The sequence below is a fragment of the Pseudomonas sp. FSL R10-1350 genome (genome assembly GCF_009600525.1).
In the GTDB taxonomy this organism is placed as follows: Bacteria; Pseudomonadota; Gammaproteobacteria; order Pseudomonadales; family Pseudomonadaceae; genus Aquipseudomonas; species Aquipseudomonas helleri.
In genome coordinates this window covers 44,004-66,761 of the sequence record NZ_WIVR01000015.1, presented here as the reverse complement: position 1 = coordinate 66,761, position 22,758 = coordinate 44,004, and the positions used below count along the sequence as shown (strand labels likewise).

Below are 22,758 nucleotides of genomic sequence, written 5' to 3'. Positions count from 1 at the left end.
GGGGTATCACATGCACGCCTTGGCTCAGGTGTGCACGCAACAATGGATCGTTACTCGCAGCCCGCAACGATCCATCATTGCAATACCGTTAGTACACAAAACCGGGCCTTTGAAGGCCCGGCGAAAACGTTGTGGGTTAAACCACGCTGATTCCGTTCTGCACCCACAGTTGGTGGGTTTTATCTTCCTCGCTAGTGTAGATCACGTATTCAAGACCGTTCTCAACCTGAGCCACTCCCGATGACCAATTGCCGGTCAAATGCACACTGTCGTTGTCATCGCCCTGAATCACCAACCGGTCCGCTTCAGGCCCGGTGATGGACACCAGGTCTTCGAGGCTCAGCGTCAGATCAACAGCGCTGACGTGGTTGAGGTCGATGGCATCGATGCCGCTGACCTTGCCAATCAGGCTCGCCAGATTGATCGCAGCATCGCCCCCTTCCCACAGCAACCCATCGGTCCCGGCAACGTTGTCGACGTGAGTGAAATCGGTGTCGGCAACCACCGCATGATCCCCGTGTTCACCCGTGGTATGCCCCTCTGTTGCAGCCACGTGGTCGACGGCGGCGACATGCTCCTCCACGGCCAGTGCGGCGAACGACGTGGCGGTCTTGGCCGGTGCGCCCGGGTTGGCGTCGTCCCAGACCTGAGGACGGTCTGGAGAGTCGAGACGGATGTACAGCTCAGCCGTGTCGGAATTGCCTGTCGGCGAGGTGAGTTTGTAGGTGAAGTGATCCACCTGCCCCACGTTGCTCGCCGTCAGGCCGGCATTCGGCGTGTAGGTGTATTTACCATCGGCGAACAGGGTCAACGTTCCGTATGCCCCCGCAACCACCTTGCCCTCGCCCCCGGCATTCACGAACACACCCTTGTCCAGCACACTGATCACCGTGAGCACAGAACCCAGCTTGTCAGGACCGGTCAAGGTACTGGACAGCACATTGCCGGTGGCCGGAGTGACTGTGCCGACAACAAACTTGTCCAGGTAAGTGGGCGTGAGTTTCTGGCTAAAGGAGACTGTAGTATTCGGTGAGGCCGCAACACTGGTCGACGCTTTAACCCGATATAAACCAGCATCCAGATCTTTAAAGGTGTGGGATGTAGTGGTGAAGCTCTGTTGTGGTACTGCAGTCCACGCGCCGTTGATGAATTTTTCCAGGGTCAGGGTTGTGCTACCAAGTCCCTGCCCTCCCGATGAAAATGTGGCAGAAACTGCAAGATCGCCCTTGGTATTGGCTCCTATGACGGTCTCCACACCCAGACTGCTTCCCGTGCTAATCACAAGGCCTTTCAAATCATAGCTAAAGCCCGGCAACGCAACCTGCGGCCCGACTTCCGGCAACAACTGGATTGCTGTAGAACCCACGTCATCATTAGCAACCGGAACAATAACGCCGGGGGCCGAAGGGTCGGTTGTGCTCCAAGTGAAATTGGAATCTGCGCTATCAATGCGCACATACAAGTTGGCTGTTGAGGAGCCCGCCGCATTGACCAGGTGATACTCAAACGAATCAACCTTGCCAAGATTGGCCGCATTGCCATTTGCCACGTACGAGTAATTGCCGTTGGCAAAGATCGTCAGTTGACCATATTGGCCCTGCAACACGGTCCCGGGCCCGGTCGGGATGTCCGCATCGACAAGCTTGCCGTCGACCATAACCTGAACCTTCGCAGGCCCGGCCGTGCCCGTAACGTCGGTTTTGCCATCAAAGCCCAGGTCGGTGATCACGTTACCTTTGATCGCTGGCCCGGCGTCAGCCGTGAAATCGGTGAGGCTTTGCTCGGTGACACTCAGTTTGGTCGTTGAGCTGGCTCCCACGGAGACCAGTGCCGGGTTCAGATCAAACGTGACGCGATAGTTCCCCGCAGCCAGACCTTCGACTTTCCCGCTGCCGCTAGATCCAAACAGCCCCAGCAAATCGAGCAAGCCGCCACTCAGGGAACCTTGCTGCACAGGCGTCCATCCGCCCTTGCCGTCATTCACTTCCAGCTTAACCTTAACCCCGCCGCCCAATAGCGTGAGCAAATCTCCCTGGCTAGCAGACAGATTCAAGGTGCCTGTTGTACCCGCTTTGATCGTGAACGTCTGCACATCCTGAAGTTTGGCGATAATCGAAATCGGGCCAATCGTCACAGCCGAATTGACCTTCATATCAGCCAACGGATTGTTGGTCGTCACCGGCTTGATCACTATCTCAGCAGTTGCCAGGTCGTTGGAGGCTTTAGGGGTCAGTGTTCCCGGCAGGCCAGGGTCAATCGCCAGATAGGTTGCCGGCAGGGACACGTTCTGCGCGGCATCCTTGAGGGTGACGTTGAGGGTTTCACCGGTGCTGCGTGGCTGATTCAGGATCACCGTGAAGTTACCTTGCCCGTTGACGGTGCCCGTACCGATGGTCTGCCCCAAGTAGTCTTTAACCGTCACCTGGCTACCCGCTTCACCCTTGCCGCTGAACGTCACGCCATCTGCGTTCAACGCAAGGTCGGTCGCAATGGCCGGTGGCGTGGTGTCGCCTGCAAGCACTGGCGCAGGCACCGAAACGTTGCCGGCCTTGTCGGTCAGGGTGACGGTGAGGCTTTCACCGTTTTTATGCGGCCCAACCAACAGCGCTGTAAACGAACCATTAGCCCCGACAAGGCCGGTACCGATTTGCACACCGGCCGCGTTTTTCACGGTAACGATGCTGCCCGCTTCGCCTTTACCGGTCAGCGTCAAACCATCGAGGCTGACTTTAAGCTCAGTCGGCGCCTGCGGTGCCGTGGTATCACCCGCCAACACAGGAGTCGGCAACGAGACGTTGCCAGCCTTGTCGGTGAGGGTGACGTTGAGGCTTTCACCATTCTTTTGTGCAGGGCTGAGGGTCGCGGTAAACGAACCGTCAGCGCCAACAGTGCCGCTGCCCACGGCCACGCCCGCCGCGTTTTTCACGGTGACGGTACTGCCCGCCTCGCCTTTACCCGTCAGGGTCAGACCATTGACGCTGACCACCAGGTTGGTTGGCGCCACTGGTGCAGTGGTGTCCCCGGCAACCACTGGCGCGGCCACAGAGACGTTACCCGCCTTGTCGGTGAGGGTGACGTTGAGGGTCTCGCCATTTTTTTGCGGTGTTAAGAGGACGGCGGCAAAGTTGCCGTCGATGCCAACCACAACGGTACTGATTTGCTGGCCTGCCGCGTTTTTCACGATAACCGTGCTACCCGCCTCGCCTTTACCCGTCAGCAACAAGCCATCGAGGCTGACTTTAAGGTCCGTCGCAGCAGCCGGTGCGGTGGTGTCACCCGCCACAACCGGAGTCGGCAGCGAGACGTTGCCTGCCTTGTCCGTCAGGGTGACGTTCAGGCTCTCGCCATTCTTTTGTGCAGGGCTGAGGGTCGCGGTAAACGAGCCATCCGCCCCGACGACGCCGGTACCGACTTGCGTGCCTGCGGCGTTTTTCACGACAACCGTGCTGCCCGCTTCACCTTTACCCGTGAGCGACAGACCATCCGCGCTCACAGCCAGGGTGTTCGGAGCCGCCGGCGCCGTGGTGTCGCCCGCCGTCACAGTACCCGGCAAGGACACGTTGCCCGCCTTGTCAGTCAGGGTAACGTTGAGGCTCTCGCCATTTTTTTGCGGTGTTAACAGGACGGCGGCAAAGTTGCCGTCGATGCCAACCACAACAGTGCCAATTTGCTGGCCCGCCGCGTTTTTCACGATAACCGTGCTGCCCGCCTCGCCTTTACCCGTCAGCAACAAGCCATCGAGGCTGACTTTGAGCTCAGTCGGTGCCGCTGGAGCCGTGGTGTCACCCGCCGTCACGGTGCCCGGCAAGGACACGTTGCCCGCCTTGTCGGTCAGGGTAACGTTGAGGCTCTCGCCATTTTTTTGTGCAGGGCTGAGGGTCGCGGTAAACGAGCCATCCGCCCCGACGACGCCGGTGCCGATTTGCGTACCGGCGGCGTTTTTCACGACGACCGTGCTGCCCGCTTCACCTTTACCTGTGAGCGACAGACCATCCGCGCTCACAGCCAGGGTGTTCGGAGCCGCCGGCGCCGTGGTGTCGCCCGCCGTTACAGTACCCGGCAAGGACACGTTGCCCGCCTTGTCGGTGAGGGTGACGTTAAGGGTCTCGCCATTTTTTTGCGGTGTTAAGAGGACGGCGGCAAAGTTGCCGTCGATGCCAACCACAACGGTACTGATTTGCTGGCCTGCGGCGTTTTTCACGATAACCGTGCTACCCGCCTCGCCTTTACCCGTCAGCAACAAGCCATCGAGGCTGACTTTAAGCTCAGTCGGAGCCGCCGGTGCCGTGGTATCACCCGCCGTCACATCACCTGCCACCGACACGTTGCCTGCCTTGTCGGTCAGGGTCACGTTGAGGTTTTCGCCATTTTTCTGTGGAGGGTTCAGGACCGCGGTAAACGAGCCATCAACCCCGACAACGCCGGTGCCCACTTGCGCACCTGCAGCGTTTTTCACGGTGACAATGCTGCCTGCTTCACCTTTACCCGTCAGCGCCAGGCCATCGAGGCTGACTTTAAGTTCAGTCGGCGCCGCCGGTGCCGTGGTGTCGCCTGCAATCACTGGCGTGGCCACCGACACGTTGCCTGCCTTGTCGGTCAGGGTAACGTTGAGGGTCTCGCCATTTTTTTGTGGCGAGGTGAGCACGGCGCTAAACGAGCCATCCAGCCCGACGATGCCAGTGCCAATCTGCACGCCTGCGGCGTTTTTCACCGTGACGATGCTGCCCACTTCGCCTTTACCGGTGAGTGCCAGACCATTGAGGCTCACTGCCAGATCGGTCGGCGCGGCCGGTGCCGTGGTATCGCCCGCCACCACCGGTGCGGCCACCGACACGTTGCCCGCCACATCGGTCTGGGTGACGCTGAGGGTTTCGCCATTTTTTTGTGGCAGCGTGAGGACCGCGGCAAACGAGCCATCCAGCCCGACAAGACCGCCACCGATCACCACACCCGCCGCATTTTTGACCGTTACCGTTGAGCCCGGCTCGCCTTTACCGTTAAGCACCAGACCATCGACGCTCACGGACAGGTTGGTTGGCGCCGCCGGCGCCGTGGTATCACCCGCCAGCACAGGGGCTGGCAGCGAGACGTTACCGGCCTTGTCGGTCAGTGTGACGTTAAGCAACTCGCCATTTTTCTGCGGCGTGTTGAGTGTCGCACTGAACGAACCATCCGCCCCGACAACGCCAGTACCAATGGCCACGCCCGCCGCGTTTTTCACGGTGACGGTGCTGCCTGCTTCGCCCTTACCGGTCAGTGCCAGACCATCAGCGCTGACTTTAAGGTCAGTCGGGGCTGCCGGTGCCGTGGTGTCGCCCGCCACAACCGGGGTGACCACCGAGACGTTGCCTGCCTTGTCGGTGAGAGTGACGTTGAGGGTCTCGCCATTTTTTTGCGCTGGCGTGAGGACGGCGGCAAAGTTGCCGTCGATCCCGACCACAACGGTGCTGATTTGCTGGCCTGCGGCATTTTTTACAATGACCGTACTGCCCGCCTCGCCTTTACCCGTCAGCAACAAGCCATCCAGGCTGACTTTAAGCTCGGTCGGTGCCGCCGGTGCCGTTGTGTCGCCCGCCACAACCGGGGTCGGCAGCGAGACGTTGCCTGCCTTGTCGGTGAGGGTGACGTTGAGGCTTTCGCCATTTTTTTGTGCCGGGCTCAGGGTCGCGGTCAGCGAGCCATCAGCCCCCACGGTGCCGGTACCGACTTGCACACCCGCCGCGTTTTTAACCGTGACGGTGCTGCCTGCTTCGCCTTTGCCGGTCAGGGTCAAGCCATCAGCGCTGACGTTAAGCTCAGTTGGCGCCGCCGGAGCCGTGGTGTCGCCCGCCACAACCGGGGTGGCCACCGAGACGTTGCCCGCCTTGTCGGTGAGGGTGACGTTGAGGGTTTCGCCATTTTTTTGCGGGGTATCGAGGATCGCGCTAAACGAGCCATCAACGCCCACCACGCCCGTACCAATGGTCACACCGGCCGCGTTTTTCACGGTGACGATGCTGCCTGCTTCACCTTTACCGGTCAGCAACAAGCCATCAAGGCTGACCGCCAGTCCGGTTGGCGCTGCCGGTGCGGTGGTGTCGCCCGCTTCCACGCTGACGGACGGAGACGAAAGGTCCAGGCTATTGGTCAAGGTGACGCCAAGGGTTTCACCGTTCTTTTGCGCAGTGTCGAGGGTGACGGCAAAGTTGCCGTCCACGCCCACAGTGCCCGTACCGATCACCGCGCCCGCAGCGTTTTTGATCGTCACCGACAACCCTGCTTCGCCCTTGCCACTCAGGGTCAGGCCATCCAGACTCACCACCAGGTCGGTTGGGGCTTCCGGTGCCAGGGCGCCCCCCACAATTACAGTGCCGACCGGGGACTCGTTACCCGCCGCATCCTTGAGTTGGACTTCCAGGGTTTGGCCATTGCCTTGAGCCGGGACCAGCACAATCGCAAAGCCGCCATCCGCCCCGACAAACCCTGTACCGACGGTTACCCCACCAAGACCTTTAACGGTCACGGCGGCGCCAGGCTCGCCTTTACCCGTCAACACCAGACCGCCAAGGCTGACTGCCAGGTTGGTCGGGGCATCCGGATTGGTGGTGTCACCGGCAGTGACCGGAGCGGCCAGCGACACGTTGCCGGCCTTGTCGGTCAGGGTGACGTTAAGCAGCTCGCCATTTTTTTGCGGCGATGTGAGTACCGCACTAAACGAGCCATCTTCACCCACGGTGCCAGCACCCACTTGCACACCCGCAGCGTTTTTAACGATAACCGTGCTGCCCGCCTCACCTTTACCGGTCAGCGACAAGCCATCAACACTGACTTTAAGTTCGGTAGGCGCCGCCGGTGCGGTGGTATCACCCGCTACAACCGCAGTGCTCACGGACACGTTGCCCGCCTTGTCGGTGAGGGTAACGTTGAGGCTCTCGCCATTTTTTTGTGCCGGAGCCAGGACCGCGATAAACGAGCCATCCAGCCCAACGATACCGGTGCCGACTTGCACACCTGCGGCGTTTTTCACGATGACGGTGCTGCCCGCTTCGCCTTTACCGGTCAGCGCCAGACCATCGAGGCTGACTTTAAGCTCGGTCGGCGCCGCCGGTGCCGTGGTATCACCCGCTGCCACAACACCCGGCAAGGACACGTTGCCCGCCTTGTCGGTCAAGGTGACGTTGAGGATTTCGCCATTTTTCTGCGGTGTATCGAGCGTTGCGGTTAACACGCCGTTAGCGTCAACAGTGCCGCTACCCACTTGCACGCCCAGGGCGTTTTTCACAATGACCGTGCTACCAGCCTCGCCCTTACCGGTCAGCGACAAGCCATCCGCGCTCACTTTAAGCTCGGTCGGCGCCGCCGGTGCTGTGCTATCACCCGCTGTCACCACACCCGCCAAGGACACGTTGCCCGCCTTGTCGGTGAGGGTCACGTTAAGGCTTTCGCCATTGTTTTGTGCCGGGGCCAGGATCACGGTAAACAAGCCATCAAGACCCACGATGCCGGTGCCAACCTGCACACCTGCCGCGTTTTTCACGGTAACGGTGCTGCCCACTTCGCCTTTGCCCGTCAGCGCCAGGCCATCGACACGCACGTCAAGGTCAGTCGGCGCCGCCGGTGCCGTGGTGTCGCCCGCCACAACCGGGGTCGGCAGCGAGACGTTACCCGCCTTGTCCGTCAGGGTGACGTTAAGCAGCTCACCATTTTTCTGCGGCGTATCGAGCACTGCGCTAAACGAGCCGTCAGCGTCAACGGTGCCGGTGCCGACTTGCACACCCAGGGCGTTTTTCACAATGACGGTGCTGCCCGCTTCACCTTTACCGGTCAGCGCCAGGCCATCGACACTCACCTTAAGCTCAGTCGGCGCTGCCGGTGCCGTGGTGTCTCCCGCAATCACCGGGGTGACTGCCGACACGTTGCCCGACTTATCGGTCAAGGTGACGTTGAGGGTTTCGCCATTTTTCTGCGGGGTATCAAGGACGGCGGTAAACGCGCCGTCCGCGCCAACGATACCGGTGCCGATTTGCACACCCGCCGCGTTTTTCACGATGACGATGCTGCCCGCTTCGCCTTTACCCGTCAGCGCCAGGCCATCGACACTCACCTTGAGCTCTGTCGGCGCCGCCGGTGCCGTGGTGTCACCGGCAATCACTGGCGTGACTGCCGACACGTTGCCCGACTTGTCCGTCAGAGTGACGTTAAGCAGCTCGCCATTTTTCTGCGGCGTATCGAGCACTGCGCTAAACGAGCCATCAGCGCCAACGGTGCCGGTGCCGACCTGCACACCCAGGGCATTTTTAACGATGACGGTGCTACCCGCTTCGCCTTTACCGGTCAGTGCCAGGCCATCGACACTCACTTTAAGGTCCGTCGGCGCCGCCGGTGCTGTGGTGTCACCCGCAATCACTGGCGTGACCGCCGACACGTTGCCCGCCTTATCGGTCAAGGTGACGTTGAGGGTTTCGCCATTTTTCTGCGGGGTATCGAGGATCGCGGTAAACGAACCGTCAGGACCAACGATAGCCGTGCCGATTTGCACGCCCGCGGCGTTTTTCACGGTGACGACACTGCCCGCTTCGCCTTTGCCCGTCAGTTCCAGACCATCAACGCTGACTTTAAGCTCAGTCGGCGCTGCCGGTGCCGTGGTGTCGCTCGCAATCACTGGCGTGACTGCCGATACGTTGCCGGCCTTGTCAGTCAGGGTGACGTTAAGGGTTTCGCCATTGGTTTGCGCAGCATCGAGGGTGATTTCGAAACTGCCATCAGCGCCCACAGGCCCGCTGCCTATCACTGCGCCCGCAGCGTCTTTGACCGTCACTGTGCTGCCGACTTCGCCTTTACCGCTCAAGGTCAGGCCATCAACGCTCACTTTAAGCTCAGTCGGCGCACCCGGAGCCGTCGTGTCACCGGCTACCACAGGGGCGACCGCCGACACGTTGCCTGCCTTGTCGGTGAGGGTAACGTTAAGGGTCTCGCCATTTTTCTGCGGTGTATCGAGGATCGCGGTGAACGAGCCGTCAGGACCAACAATACCGGCACCGATTTGCACGCCCGCCGCGTTTTTCACGGTGACCACACTGCCCGCTTCACCTTTACCGGTCAGTTCCAGGCCATCGAGGCTCACTTTCAGCTCAGTCGGCGCGTCGGGTGCCGTGGTATCACCCGCTATTACCGGGGTCGCCGTCGACACGTTGCCCGCCTTGTCGGTCAGGGTAACGCTGAGGGTCTCGCCATTTTTCTGCGCCGTGTTGAGGGTGACGGCGAAAGTGCCGTCAGTGCCTACGACACCCGTGCCGATTTGCACACCCAAGGCGTTTTTAACGATCACCGTGCTGCCCGCCTCACCTTTACCGTCCAGGGTCAGGCCATCCGCGCTGACTTTAAGCTCGGTTGGGGCTGCAGGTGCCGTGGTATCGCCCGCCGTCACGGTGCCCGGCAAGGACACGTTGCCCGCCTTGTCGGTCAGGGTGACGTTGAGGGTCTCGCCATTTTTCTGCGGAGTATCGAGGATCGCGGTAAACGCGCCATCAGCGTCAACGATGCCAGTACCGATTTGCGCACCGGCGGCGTTTTTCACGATGACGGTGCTGCCTGCTTCACCTTTACCGCTCAGGGTCAGGCCATCCGCGCTGACCGCCAGTTCAGTCGGTGCCACTGGCGCGGTGGTATCGCCGGCGATAACAGGCGTCACCACCGACACGTTGCCGGTTTTGTCTGTCAGCGTGACGTTAAGGGTTTCGCCATTGGTTTGTGCCATGTTGAGGGTGATGGCAAAGGAGCCATCCAGCGCCACAGGTCCGCTGCCGATCACAGCGCCTGCGGCATTTTTAACGGTGACGGTTGAGCCCGGCTCACCTTTACCATTCAAGGTCAGGCCATCAACGCTGACGGCCAGCTCAGTCGGGGCATCAGGCGCCGTCGTATCGCCCGCCACCACGCTGACGGAAGGTGAGGTCAACCCACCGACGCTGCTCAGGGTGACGCCCAGGGTTTCGCCGTTGGTTTGAGCGGTGTCCAGCGCCACGCTGAAGTTACCGTCAAGGCCTACGACCCCGCTGCCGATCACCGCGCCCGCTGCCGTTTTGACAGTGACGATGGCACCCGGCTCGCCTTTGCCATCCAGTACCAGACCATCAACGCTCACGCTCAGGTCGGTTGGCGCATCCGGTGCGACGGCATCACCGACAACCACAGGGCTGGCGGTCGAAATGTTGCCGGCCTTGTCGGTCAGGGTGACTTGAAGCGTAGAGCCATTGCTTTGGCCCGGGTCAAGAGCAACCTCAAAATTGCCGCCCGCGCCGACGACGCCCGTACCGACTTGCACGCCCGCAGCGTCTTTGACGATCACGATGCTGCCGACTTCGCCCTTACCGGTGAGGATCAGACCATTGCCGCTCACCGCCAGGTTGGTCGGTGCATCAGGCGCCGTGGTGTCGCCCGCAATCACTGGCGTGACCACCGACACATTGCCCGCCTTGTCGGTCAGGGTGACGTTAAGGGCCTCGCCATTCTTTTGCGCGCTGTCGAGGGTGATGGTGAAACTGCCGTCAGCCGCAACCGGCCCGGTGCCGATCACCTCGCCCAACGCATCTTTGACCGTGACGGTGCTGCCCGCTTCGCCTTTACCGGTGAGGGTCAGGCCATCAATGCTCACTTTAAGCTCTGTCGGGGCATCAGGTGCGGTGGTATCACCCGCGATCACTGGCGTGATCGCCGAGACGTTGCCCGCCTTGTCGGTCAGGGTAACGTTGAGGGTTTCGCCATTTTTTTGCGCACTGTCGAGGACGATTTCGAAACTGCCATCAGCGCCCACAGGTCCGGAGCCAATCACCACGCCCGCGGCGTCTTTAACCGTCACCTTGCTGCCGACTTCGCCTTTACCGGTCAGCGTCAGGCCATCAACGCTCACTGCAAGTTCAGTTGGGCCATCAGGTGCCGTGGTATCGCCTGCAATCACTGGCTTGACCGCCGAGATGTTGCCCGCCTTATCGGTCAGGGTGACATTTAGGGTTTCGCCATTTTTTTGCGCTGAATCGAGAGTGATGGTGAAGCTGCCGTCAGCCTCTACAGGCCCGGAACCAATCACTGCGCCCGTTGCGTCTTTAACAGTGACGGTGCTGCCCGCCTCGCCTTTACCGGTCAGGGACAGACCATCTGCGCTCACTTTAAGCTCTGTCGGGGCATCAGGTGCGGTGGTATCACCCGCAGTCACTGGCGTGATCGCCGAGACGTTGCCCGCCTTGTCGGTCAGGGTGACGTTGAGGGTTTCGCCATTGGTTTGTGCAGTGTCGAGGGTAATTTCAAAGCTGCCATCAGCGCCCACAGGCCCGCTGCCAATGACCGCGCCCGCTGCGTCTTTAACCGTCACCGTGCTGCCGATTTCGCCTTTACCGCTCAGCGTCAGGCCATCAACGCTCACTGCAAGCTCTGTCGGGGCCTCAGGTGCGGTGGTATCGCCCGCAATCACTGGCGTGACCGCCGACACGTTGCCCGCTTTGTCGGTCAGGGTGACATTCAGGGTTTCACCATTGGTTTGCGCAGCATCGAGGGTGATTTCGAAACTGCCATCAGCGCCCACAGGTCCGGAGCCAATCACCACGCCCGCGGCGTCTTTGACCGTCACTGTGCTGCCAACTTCACCTTTACCGCTCAGCGTCAGGCCATCAACGCTCACTGCAAGCTCTGTCGGAGCATCAGGTGCGGTGGTGTCGCCCGCGATTACTGGCGTGACCACCGACACGTTGCCCGCCTTATCGGTCAGGGTGACGTTCAGGGTTTCGCCATTGGTTTGTGCCGTGTCGAGCGCGATGGTGAAGGTGCCGTCAGCCTCTACAGGCCCGGAACCAATCACCGCGCCCGCTGCGTCTTTAACCGTCACCGTGCTGCCGACTTCACCTTTACCGCTCAGCGTCAGGCCATCAACGCTCACCGCAAGCTCTGTCGGGGCATCAGGTGCCGTGGTGTCGCCTGCAATCACTGGCGTGACTGCCGAAATGTTGCCCGCCTTGTCGGTCAGGGTGACGTTAAGGGTTTCGCCATTTTTTTGCGCCGTATCGAGGGTGATGGTGAAGCTGCCATCAGCCGCTACCGGCCCGGTGCCGATCACCGCGCCCGTTGCGTCTTTCACAGTCACCGTGCTGCCCGCCTCGCCTTTACCGGTCAGCGCCAGACCATCGGCGCTCACCACCAGGTCAGCCGGGGCATCAGGCGCCGTGGTATCGCCCGCCACCACGTTGATCGATGGCGAAGTCAGGCCGCCAGCATTGGTCAAGGTCACGCCCAGGGTTTCGCCGTTGGTTTGCGCTTTGTCGAGCGTTACTTCGAAGCTGCCATCAGCACCGACAACCCCGGTGCCGATTGGCAAGCCAGCCGCATCTTTGACAGTAACGGTGCTGCCAATCTCGCCTTTACCGGTCACTGTCAGACCATCGACACTCACTGCCAGATCGGTTGGCGCATCAGGCGCTACCGCGATACCGACCACCACTGGGGTAATCGGCGAGATGTTGCCTGCCTTGTCGGTCAAGGTGACATCAAGTATGGCGCCATTGCCCTGCGCGTCTTTAAGGATGACTTCAAAACTGCCATCAGCCCCCACCACACCCGTGCCTACCGACAGACCGGCCGAGTCTTTGACAGTGACTGTGCTGCCGACCTCACCTTTACCGGTGAGCGTCAGACCATCCGCGCTCACGGCAATGTTGGTGGGGGCATCAGGTGCCGTGGTATCGCCAGCGACAACCGGAGCGGCAACCGACACATTGCCGGCTTTGTCGGTCAGGGTGACGTTAAGGGTCTCGCCATTTTTTTGCGCACTGTCGAGGGTGATAGTGAAGCTGCCGTCAGCCGCTACCGGCCCGGTGCCGAGCACCGCGCCCACCGCATCTTTGACCGTGACGGTGCTGCCCGCTTCGCCTTTACCGGTCAGGGACAGACCATCTGCGCTCACTTTAAGCTCTGTCGGAGCATCAGGTGCGGTGGTATCGCCTGCAATCACAGGCGTGATTTGCGAAACGTTGCCCGCCTTGTCGGTCAGCGTAACGTTGAGGGTCTCGCCGTTGGTTTGAGCCGTGTCCAGGGTGATTTCGAAGCTGCCGTCAGCGCCCACAGGCCCAGAGCCAATCACTGCGCCCGCTGCATCTTTAACCGTCACCGTGCTGCCGATTTCGCCTTTACCGCTCAGCGTCAGGCCATCAACGCTCACTGCAAGCTCTGTTGGCGCGTCAGGTGCGGTGGTATCGCCCGCAATCACTGGCGTGACCGCCGAGATGTTGCCCGCCTTGTCGGTCAGGGTGACGTTGAGGGTTTCGCCATTTTTTTGCGCGCTGTCGAGGACGATTTCGAAACTGCCATCAGCCCCAACAGGTCCGGAACCAATCACTGCGCCCGCTGCATCTTTGACCGTAACAGTGCTGCCCGCTTCGCCTTTACCGGTCAGGGTCAGGCCATCAATGCTGACCGCCAAATCAGTTGGCGCCGCAGGTGCTGTGGTGTCGCCAGCAACCACTGGCGTGATCGCTGAGACGTTGCCTGCCTTGTCAGTCAGCGTGACGTTAAGGGTTTCGCCATTGGTTTGCGCAGCATCGAGAGTGATTTCAAAGCTGCCATCAGCGCCCACAGGCCCGGAGCCAATCACCGCGCCCGCTGCATCTTTGACCGTCACTGTGCTGCCGACTTCACCTTTACCGCTCAGCGTCAGGCCATCAACGCTCACCGCAAGCTCAGTCGGTGCATCAGGTGCCGTGGTGTCGCCCGCGATCACAGGCGTGACTGCCGAGATGTTGCCCGCCTTGTCGGTCAGGGTGACGTTGAGGGTTTCGCCATTGGTTTGTGCGCTGTCGAGAGTAATTGAGAAGTTGCCATCAGCCCCGACAGGCCCGGTACCAATCACCGTGCCCGCCGCGTCTTTGATGGTGACCGTGCTGCCCGCTTCACCTTTACCCGTCAGCGCCAGACCATCCGCGCTCACCACCAGGTCAGTCGGGGCATCAGGCGCCGTGGTATCGCCCGCCACCACGCTGATCGATGGCGAAGTCAGGCCACCGGCATTGGTCAACGTCACACCCAGGGATTCGCCGTTGGTTTGCGCGGTGTCCAGAGTGACCGAGAAATTACCGTCAGCATCGACAACCCCGGTACCAATCACGTTGCCAGCCGGGCCTTTCACCGTCACGGTGCTGCCCACTTCGCCTTTACCGGTCACTGTCAGACCGTCTGCGCTCACCACCAGACCGGTTGGCGCCTCAGGTGCTACAGCCTCACCGACCAGTACAGGCGTCGGGTCAGAGATGTTGCCAGCCTTGTCAGTCAAGGTGACTTCCAGGACGGTGCCATTACCTTGCGCGGCGTCGAGGGTGACTTCAAAACTGCCGTCAGCCCCCACCACCGCTGTACCCACGGATTCACCGGCAGCGTTTTTGACGATGACCGTACTGCCCGCCTCGCCTTTACCGGTGAGGGTCAGGCCGTCCGCGCTCACCGCGATATTGGTTGGCGCATCAGGAGCCGTGGTGTCGCCCGCCACTACGCTGCCGACTAGCGAAACGTTGCCCGCCGCGTCGGTGAGGGTAACGTTGAGGGTTTCACCGTTGGTTTGCGCGCTGTCGAGGGTGATCGAGAAATTGCCATCAGCGTCCACAACCCCCACGCCGATTTGCCCACCGGTTGCGTTTTTGACGATGACCGTGCTGTTGATTTCACCTTTACCTGTGAGGGTCAGGCCATCAGCGCTGACCGCCAAATCAGTTGGCGCTGCAGGTGCCGTTGTATCGCCCGCAATCACAGGCGTGACTGCCGAGACGTTGCCTGCCTTATCGGCCAGGGTGACGTCCAGGGTTTGGCCATTGGTCTGCGCCGCATCCAGGGTGATTTCGAAACTGCCATCAGCCCCGACAGGCCCGGAGCCAATCACCGCGCCCTCGGCGTTTTTGACGGTAACGGTGCTGCCCACTTCGCCTTTACCCGTCAGGGTCAAGCCATCGGCGCTGAGGACCACGCCGGTTGGTGCTTCAGGTGCAGTGGTGTCGCCAGCAACCACACTGCCCACTTGCGAGATGTTGCCCGCTTTGTCGGTCAGGGTGACGTTGAGGGTTTCGCCGTTGGTTTGAGCAGCATCCAGGATGATTTCGAAGCTGCCATCAGCCCCGACAACCCCAGCACCGATTTGCAAGCCTTCCGCATCTTTGACGATTACGGTACTGCCGATTTCGCCTTTACCGGTGAGGGTCAGGCCATCAGCGCTGACCGCCAGTTCAGTTGGAGCCGCTGGTGCTGTGGTGTCGCCCGCCACCACACTGCCCCCCGCAGAGATATTGCCTGCCGCATCGGTTTGGGTAACAGCCAGTGTTTGGCCGTTGGTTTGTGCTGGCGCAAGAGTGATTTCGAAGCTGCCGTCAGCACCCACAGGGCCGGAGCCGATTACATTACCCGCTGCATCTTTCACGGTGACGGTGCTGCCAACTTCGCCTTTACCGCTCAGGGTCAGGCCGTCTGCGCTAACACCCAAGCCGGTCGGGGCTTCAGGTGCAGAGGTGTCGCCCGCTACCACGCTGCCAACTTGCGAGATGTTGCCCGCTTTGTCGGTCAGCGTGACGTTAAGGGTTTGGCCGTTGGTTTGCGCGCTATCGAGGATGATCGAGAAATTACCGTCAGCATCCACAACGCCTGCGCCGATTTGTAAGCCCGCCGCGTCTTTGACGATAACCGTGCTGCCCGCCTCGCCTTTACCCGTGAGCGCCAGACCATCGTCGCTCACAGCCAGATTGGTTGGTGCTTCAGGTGCGGTGGTATCGCCTGCAATCACGCTGATCGATGGCGAAGTCAGGCCACCAGGGCTGGTCAGGGTCACGCCCAGGGTTTCACCGTTGTTTTGTGCGGTGCCCAGGGTGACGTCAAAGTTGCCGTCATCACCGACGGTGCCGGTGCCGATCACATTGCCCGCAGAGTCTTTGATCGTCACGGTGGAGCCCGGCTCGCCTTTACCGGTCACCGTCAGACCATCTGCGCTGACAACCAGACCGGTAGGCGCCTCAGGCGCAACAGCTTCGCCCACAACCACCGGGGTAGCCGTTGAGATGTTGCCTGCCTTATCAGTCAGGGTCACTTCAAGGGTGGTGCCATTACCTTGAGCTGCATCCAGGGTGACTTCGAAGCTGCCATCAGCCCCCACGACCGCCGTACCGACTTGTTCACCGTCGGCGTTTTTAACGATAACCGTGCTGCCCGCTTCACCTTTACCGGTGAGGGTCAGGCCATCGGCGCTGACAGCGATATTGGTTGGCGCATCGGGGGCCGTGGTGTCGCCTGCAACCACGCTGCCCACTTGCGAGATATTGCCCGCCTTGTCGGTCAGGGTGACGCCCAAGGTTTCGCCGTTGGTTTGTGCTTTGTCGAGAATGACGGAGAAATTGCCATCCGCATCCACAACGCCGTTGCCGATCTCCAAACCTGCCGCGTCTTTGACGATAACGGTGCTGCCGACTTCGCCTTTACCGGTGAGGGTCAGGCCATCAGCGCTTACCGCCAGCTCAGTTGGAGCCGCTGGCGCGGTGGTATCGCCTGCAACCACGCTGCCACCCGCAGAGATATTGCCTGCCGCATCGGTTTGAGTGACAGCCAGTGTTTGGCCGTTGGTTTGTGCTGGGTCGAGGGTGATTTCGAAGCTGCCATCAGCGGCGACTGGACCGGAGCCGATCACATTGCCTGCCGGATCTTTTACGGTGACGGTGCTGCCAACTTCGCCTTTACCGCTCAGGGTCAGGCCATCTGCGCTAACACCCAAGCCGGTCGGGGCTTCAGGGGCAGTGGTGTCGCCTGCTACCACGCTGCCAACTTGCGAGATGTTGCCAGCCTTGTCGGTCAGAGTGACGCCCAAGGTTTCGCCGTTGGTTTGTGCTTTGTCGAGGGTGATCGAAAAGCTACCGTCTTCACCGACTGTCCCAGTGCCAATCACTTTGCCAGCTGGATCTTTGATAGTGACGGTGGAACCCGGCTCGCCTTTACCCGTGAGCGCCAGACCATCGTCGCTCACAGCCAGATTGGTCGGTGCTTCAGGTGCGGTGGTATCGCCTGCAATCACGCTGATCGATGGCGAAGTCAGGCCACCGGCATTGGTCAAAGTGACGCCCAGTGTTTCGCCGTTGGTTTGTGCTTTGTCGAGCGTTATTTCGAAGCTGCCATCAGCACCGACAACCCCGGTGCCGATAGGCAAGCCAGCCGCATCTTTGACGATTACGGTGCTGCCAACCTCGCCTTTACCGGTCACTGTCAGGCCATCGGCGCTAACAACCAGACCGGTAGGCGCCTCAGGGGCAACCGCTTCACCCACAACCACCGGGGTAGCTGTCGATACGTTGCCAGCCTTGTCGGTCAAGGTCACTTCAAGGGTGGTGCCATTGCCTTGGGACGCATCCAGAGTGACTTCGAAACTGCCATCAGCCCCCACGACCGCCGTACCGACTTGCTCACCGGCTGCGTTTTTAACAATAACCGTGCTGCCCGCTTCACCTTTACCGGTGAGGGTCAGGCCATCGGCGCTGACTGCGATATTAGTTGGAGCATCGGGTGCCGTGGTGTCGCCTGCTACCACGCTGCCAGCTTGAGATACGTTACCCGCCTTGTCAGTCAGGGTGACGCCCAGGGTTTCGCCATTGGTTTGTGCTGTTTCGAGGATGATCGAGAAGGTGCCATCTGCACCGACTGTCCCAGTGCCAATCACGGTGCCCGTCGGACCTTTAATGGTGATGGTTGAACCCGGCTCACCTTTACCACTCAGCACCAGACCATCGTCGCTCACTGCCAGATTGGTTGGCGCTTCAGGTGCGGTGGTGTCGCCTGCAACAACGCTGATCGATGGCGAAGTCAGCCCACCAGGGCTGGTCAGGGTCACGCCCAGGGTTTCGCCATTGGTTTGTGCGGTGCCCAGGGTGACGTCGAAGTTGCCGTCATTTCCAACAGTGCCGGTGCCGATCACATTGCCCGCAGAGTCTTTGATCGTCACGGTGGAGCCCGGCTCACCTTTACCGGTTACCGACAGGCCATCAGCGCTGACAACCAGACCGGTTGGCGCTTCAGGCGCTACAGCTTCACCCACAACTACTGGCGTGGCTGTCGAAATATTTCCGGCCTTGTCAGTCAGGGTCACTTCAAGGGTGGTGCCATTGCCTTGGGCCGCATCCAGGGTGACTTCGAAACTGCCATCAGCCCCCACAACCGCCGTACCGACTTGCTCACCGTCGGCGTTTTTAACGATAACCGTGCTGCCCGCTTCACCCTTACCGGTAAGGGTCAGGCCGTCGGGACTTACAGCCAGATTGGTTGGCGCATCAGGCGCGGTGGTGTCGGTGTACACAACGCTGCTGACTGGCGATACCTGGCCTTTGCTGTCAGTCAACGTGACATCCACGCTGGCGCCGCTGGTCAGGGCCGTGTCGAAGGACAGGTTGAAATTGCCATCGGCATCCACCGTCCCGCTGCCGATAATATTGCCCGCCGCATCCTTGACCGTAATCTTGTTATTGGCCTGCCCCTTGCCGCTGATCGAGAGGCCGTTCTGGCTGACGACCAAGTCAGTGGCCGCGAGCGGTTGGCCTCCTGAGCCCAAATCGGTGTCAGTCACAATAAATTTGCCTGGCAACGATTCGTTCTGAGCCGCATCAGTCAGCGTGGTGTTCAACTGCTGACCCACGCTTTGCGGTGAGGTCAGTGTGATCAAGAAATTGCCGTCGGCACCGACAGTGCCGCTGCCCACCACATTGTTGGCGGAGTCCTTGACCGTAAGGTGGGAACCCGGCTCACCTTTACCGCTGAATGTCACACCGTCTGTGGCCAAAAACAGGCTGGTGGGTACATCAGGAGCGGTGGTGTCAGGCGCCACCACGCTGCCGACCGGCGACTGGTTGCCCGCCGGGTCGGTCAAGGTGACATCAAGGGTTTGACCGTTGTTTTGCGGGGTGCCGAGGGTAATGTCGAAATTGCCATCAGCCCCTACGGTGCCCGAGCCGATCACATTGCCCGCAGAATCTTTAACCGTCACCGTCGAGCCAGGCTCGCCCTTGCCGCTGATGGTTTGGCCATCCGGGCTGACCGTCAGGCCGGTCGGGGCCTCTGGAGCGGTGGTGTCAGGCGCCACCACGCTACCGACCGGGGACTGGTTACCCGACGGGTCGGTCAGGGTCACATCGAGTTTTTCGCCGTTGGTCTTGGACGAGTCCAAAGGCACCTTGAAGTTACCATCAGCCCCGACCGTGCCGGTGCCAACCACGTTACCGGCCGCATCCTTGACCGTCACTTTGGAACCGGCCTCGCCCTTGCCGATGACGCTCAGGCCATCGCTGCTCACCGAAATACCGGTTGGAGCACCGGGCGCTGCGGTATCGCCATCACCGCCATGATGGCCGCCGCCACCGCCACCACCGCTCAACGCAGCCGCCGCGCCACCTACCGCCAGAAGGCCAAGCCCCCACAGGACCCAGTTAGGAATGTCGGCACTGCCGCCAGCCGCGGCCAGTGTCAGGTCGTCAAGGCTGGAAATCTGGGTGAAAGTAAAGCCAGAGTAAGGTGAAGAATACTGACCCAGGAGCAGCGTTCCATTGCTGCCCTCCAGCACCAGTTGGTTAGTGGCTCCGTCGCTGCCCGTCACAAAGAAGTTCTGGATCGTAACGGTTTCACCGGACTTGAGTGTAATAACCAGATTATTGCCGGACTGTTGATAAGACTGAACACTCTCCTGGCCGAAGGGCAGTTTTACAATGCTCGTGCCTTTAAGGCTGAGCGAACCCAACGCCTGTTCCGACTTAGCCCCTGATGCCTTGTCAACAATCACAATATTCTTCATCTCACACCTACTTTATTCATTCGATAAATAAAGGGACTCGCCACTGCACTAAATGCAGGGCGCAAGTATCCCCGGCGGCGTAATTAACAACCGTTATTCGATAATGGGGTCGTGCTATTGAACGACTGTTTGGCGTAAGGCTTCAGCCCACGCCTGTTTCGTCACGTCCGTTCAGACGCCTTGCTCTGCCACTGCCAAACACCGCCAGCGGGCGATGAAGCGCTGAGTCCAAGGCTGAAAAGGTCTGTGAAATACGAAGGGAAACTACAGGGCAAACGCTGGCGACCGGGCTTTGTGCCGGGCCGGGCTGGCCACGAGAAGGCAGGTTCTCGATTGACAGCAGCTGGACATACGCTCTACGAATCCATTCGTTAACCATGGTGAACACACCCAGACAACGCGTAATGATTAAAACCGTCAGGTGGACGACTTCCAAGTTCTATGCCGTTACAGCTCTGGCAATGCAGGGACAATACTAGCCATACAGCCGACAATTTCAAAACAGGCTAATTCCCTCTTTTGCACCCGATGAGTGCACGCACATTCAACGCGTATTCAATCACCTGCCACTGACAATCCATGTCACATCAACGCACACGACATGATAATAAAACGCACAGCGCGTGATAACGGAACACGCACCCAATGCGTTATTCATACTTCTTTATTTTTTTATAAAAAATATAAAAACAATGGAGTTATAACTTTAGTATGAATGTACCGCGTTATCCGTGAGTCTTCATAAAATCAATAAACACGCGAACTTTCAGGGGCAAATGACGGGTGTCGGGGTACAGCGCATAGATGCCTTGGCGCGTGAGTTGCCAGCCGGGCAGCAGATGCACCAGCCTGCCGGCCTGCAAATCGTCCTCGATCAGCCAGTCCGGCAAAATCGCCACGCCCTGCCCGGTCAAGGCAAACGCCTGCAGCACCGATGAATTGTCGGCCTTGATCCGCGCATTGGCCGGGTTGGGTTGATAAGGCCGGACACTGCCGCTGCTCAACTCGGTAATGCTCAACTCACCGACCCGCCCATGTTCCAGCCAGGGTGCTTGTTCAAGGGCTTGCACGCTGTTGATCGGCGCCAGGCTGGCAACAAAGCCCGGCGAGGCCACCGGCAGAATCTCAAAGGTGCGCAACTGCACGGCGCGATGGCTGGAGTCGAGCACGCGGCCCAGCCGCAGGGCGACGTCAAAACGCTCTGAGATCAGGTCTGCATGGGTCGAAGAGGTCGATAGATGCACGTTCAGTTCAGGGTGTCGGGCGCGAAACAGCTCCAGCGCAGGCACCACTTTGGCCAACGCGTACTCCACCGTGGTAGTGATGCGCAGCGTGCCCTTGAGTTCGGTGTGTTCACTGCGCGCCTCGTCAATCGCCAGCCGCGCTTCTTCGAGCATGCTCAGGCAGCGCACATAGAAACGTTCGCCCGCCTCGGTCAGCGCCAGTCGTCGGGTGTTGCGGATGAGCAACGTCACCCCGAGCTCAGCCTCCAGGCGTTTGATGTTGAAGCTGACCACGGCCCGGGTCTGGCCCAGTAAATCGGCGGCGGCGGTCAATGAGCCGGCTTCGACCACGGCTTTGAAGGTGTCGAATCGATCGAGGCTGACCATGTTTAAACCCGCTGACTGTCAAAATATTTTTGACAATCTAGCAGGGCGCAGACCGTTTCTCTAAAGGAAAAAGCGACTTACTGTGCAGGCTCTTTCAAGGAGCCCGACATGGCTTACCGCAACAAACTCGCGCTGATCTATGTGCTCGGCTTTGCACTGGACCTGGTCAACATGTTCGCCGCATCGATTGCCTACCCGCAGATCGGCCAGATGCTGCACGCCTCGGTCAATCAACTGGCCTGGATCGGCAATGCCTACATGCTCGGCCTCACGTTGATCATTTTGCCCAGCGTGTGGCTGGCCTCGGTGTTTGGCGAGAAACGCCTGATTCTCGCCTCGCTGCTGGTGTTCAGTGTCGCGTCGTGGTGTGTCGCCCAAGCCGGTTCAATCGAGGCGCTTATCGGCTGGCGCTTGCTCCAGGGTCTGGGCGGCGGGTTGTTGATCCCGGTCGGCCAGGCCATGGTCTACCGGCACTTTCCGGTGCGTGAGCGGGCAAGCCTGACATCGGTGATTCTATTGGTCGCGCTGCTGGTACCGGCGTTATCACCGGCACTGGGCGGTTGGGTCGTGGAGTACGGGTCATGGCGCGGAGTGTTCTACGTCAACCTGCCGCTGGCATTGCTGGCCCTGGTGCTGGCGGGTGTGTGGATCAAAGCCGAACCACGCCCCACCGAATGCCCGGCACTCAACCTCAACAGCCTGGCAACCGGCGCCCGCAGCATGGGCGGCTTGCTGAAAAGCCCGCTGTTGCGCGTCGCCATGCTGATGTACCTGTGTGTGGCGGGGATTTTTATCGGCACCCAACTGGTGAGTATTTTGTATTTGCATCAGTTGGGCTTGAGCCCTGCGCAGACCGGCGCCTTGATGCTGCCGTGGGCGCTGGCGTCGGCGCTGGGCATTATGGTGAGCCGTTATCAATTCAACCAACTGGGGCCCAAACCCTTAATGCTGCTGGGCATGGGTGCACAAGCCTTAGGCATTGGTTTGCTGATTCAGGTGGACAGTTCACACCTGTGGCTGGCGATCCCTCTGTACTCACTGATGGGATTTGGCGGCAGCCTGTGTAGCAGTACCGCGCAAAACACCGCGTTTATCGATATAAGGCCCGAACGCATGGGGCACGCCAGCGCGCTGTGGAATATCAACCGCCAGTTGAGTTTTCTGCTCGGTCCGGCGCTGATGATGGCGCTGTTCGCCGCCTTGAGCACAATCACCTCGACGCCCCACGCCTTTGCCCTATGCTTTGCCATCGGTTGCGTATTAACCCTGGCGCCGCTTATCCCCGTGTTACGCCTCAATACTCCACACGTGCTGGCCTTGCTGGCGCCCTGACCT

The 22,758-nt window shown here is 60.2% G+C and carries 3 protein-coding genes; 1 reads left to right on the top strand and 2 read right to left on the bottom strand.

Annotated features, from left to right (window positions below):
- Positions 1 to 136: 136 nt before the first annotated feature.
- Positions 137 to 19,813, bottom strand: a complete 19,677-nt coding sequence (locus tag GHO25_RS09725) for a BapA/Bap/LapF family large adhesin (protein WP_153390683.1) — start codon at positions 19,811 to 19,813, stop codon at positions 137 to 139.
- Positions 19,814 to 20,538: 725 nt separating this feature from the next.
- Positions 20,539 to 21,423 carry a LysR family transcriptional regulator gene (locus tag GHO25_RS09720; protein ID WP_048368252.1) on the bottom strand — a complete coding sequence of 295 codons (885 nt, stop codon included), beginning with the start codon at positions 21,421 to 21,423 and terminating at the stop codon, positions 20,539 to 20,541.
- A gap of 108 nt (positions 21,424 to 21,531) precedes the next feature.
- Here GHO25_RS09720 and GHO25_RS09715 point away from each other — a divergent pair, with 108 nt between their 5' ends.
- On the top strand, positions 21,532 to 22,755 hold the full coding sequence (locus tag GHO25_RS09715) for an MFS transporter (RefSeq protein WP_153390682.1): 1,224 nt from the start codon (positions 21,532 to 21,534) through the stop codon (positions 22,753 to 22,755).
- Positions 22,756 to 22,758 lie beyond the last annotated feature (3 nt).

Excerpts from the sequence above, each read along its gene's own strand:
- GHO25_RS09725 (WP_153390683.1), bottom strand. The coding sequence starts at position 19,813 with ATGAAGAATATTGTGATTGTTGACAAGGCATCAGGGGCTAAGTCGGAA.
- GHO25_RS09720 (WP_048368252.1), bottom strand. The coding sequence starts at position 21,423 with ATGGTCAGCCTCGATCGATTCGACACCTTCAAAGCCGTGGTCGAAGCC.
- GHO25_RS09715 (WP_153390682.1), top strand. The coding sequence starts at position 21,532 with ATGGCTTACCGCAACAAACTCGCGCTGATCTATGTGCTCGGCTTTGCA.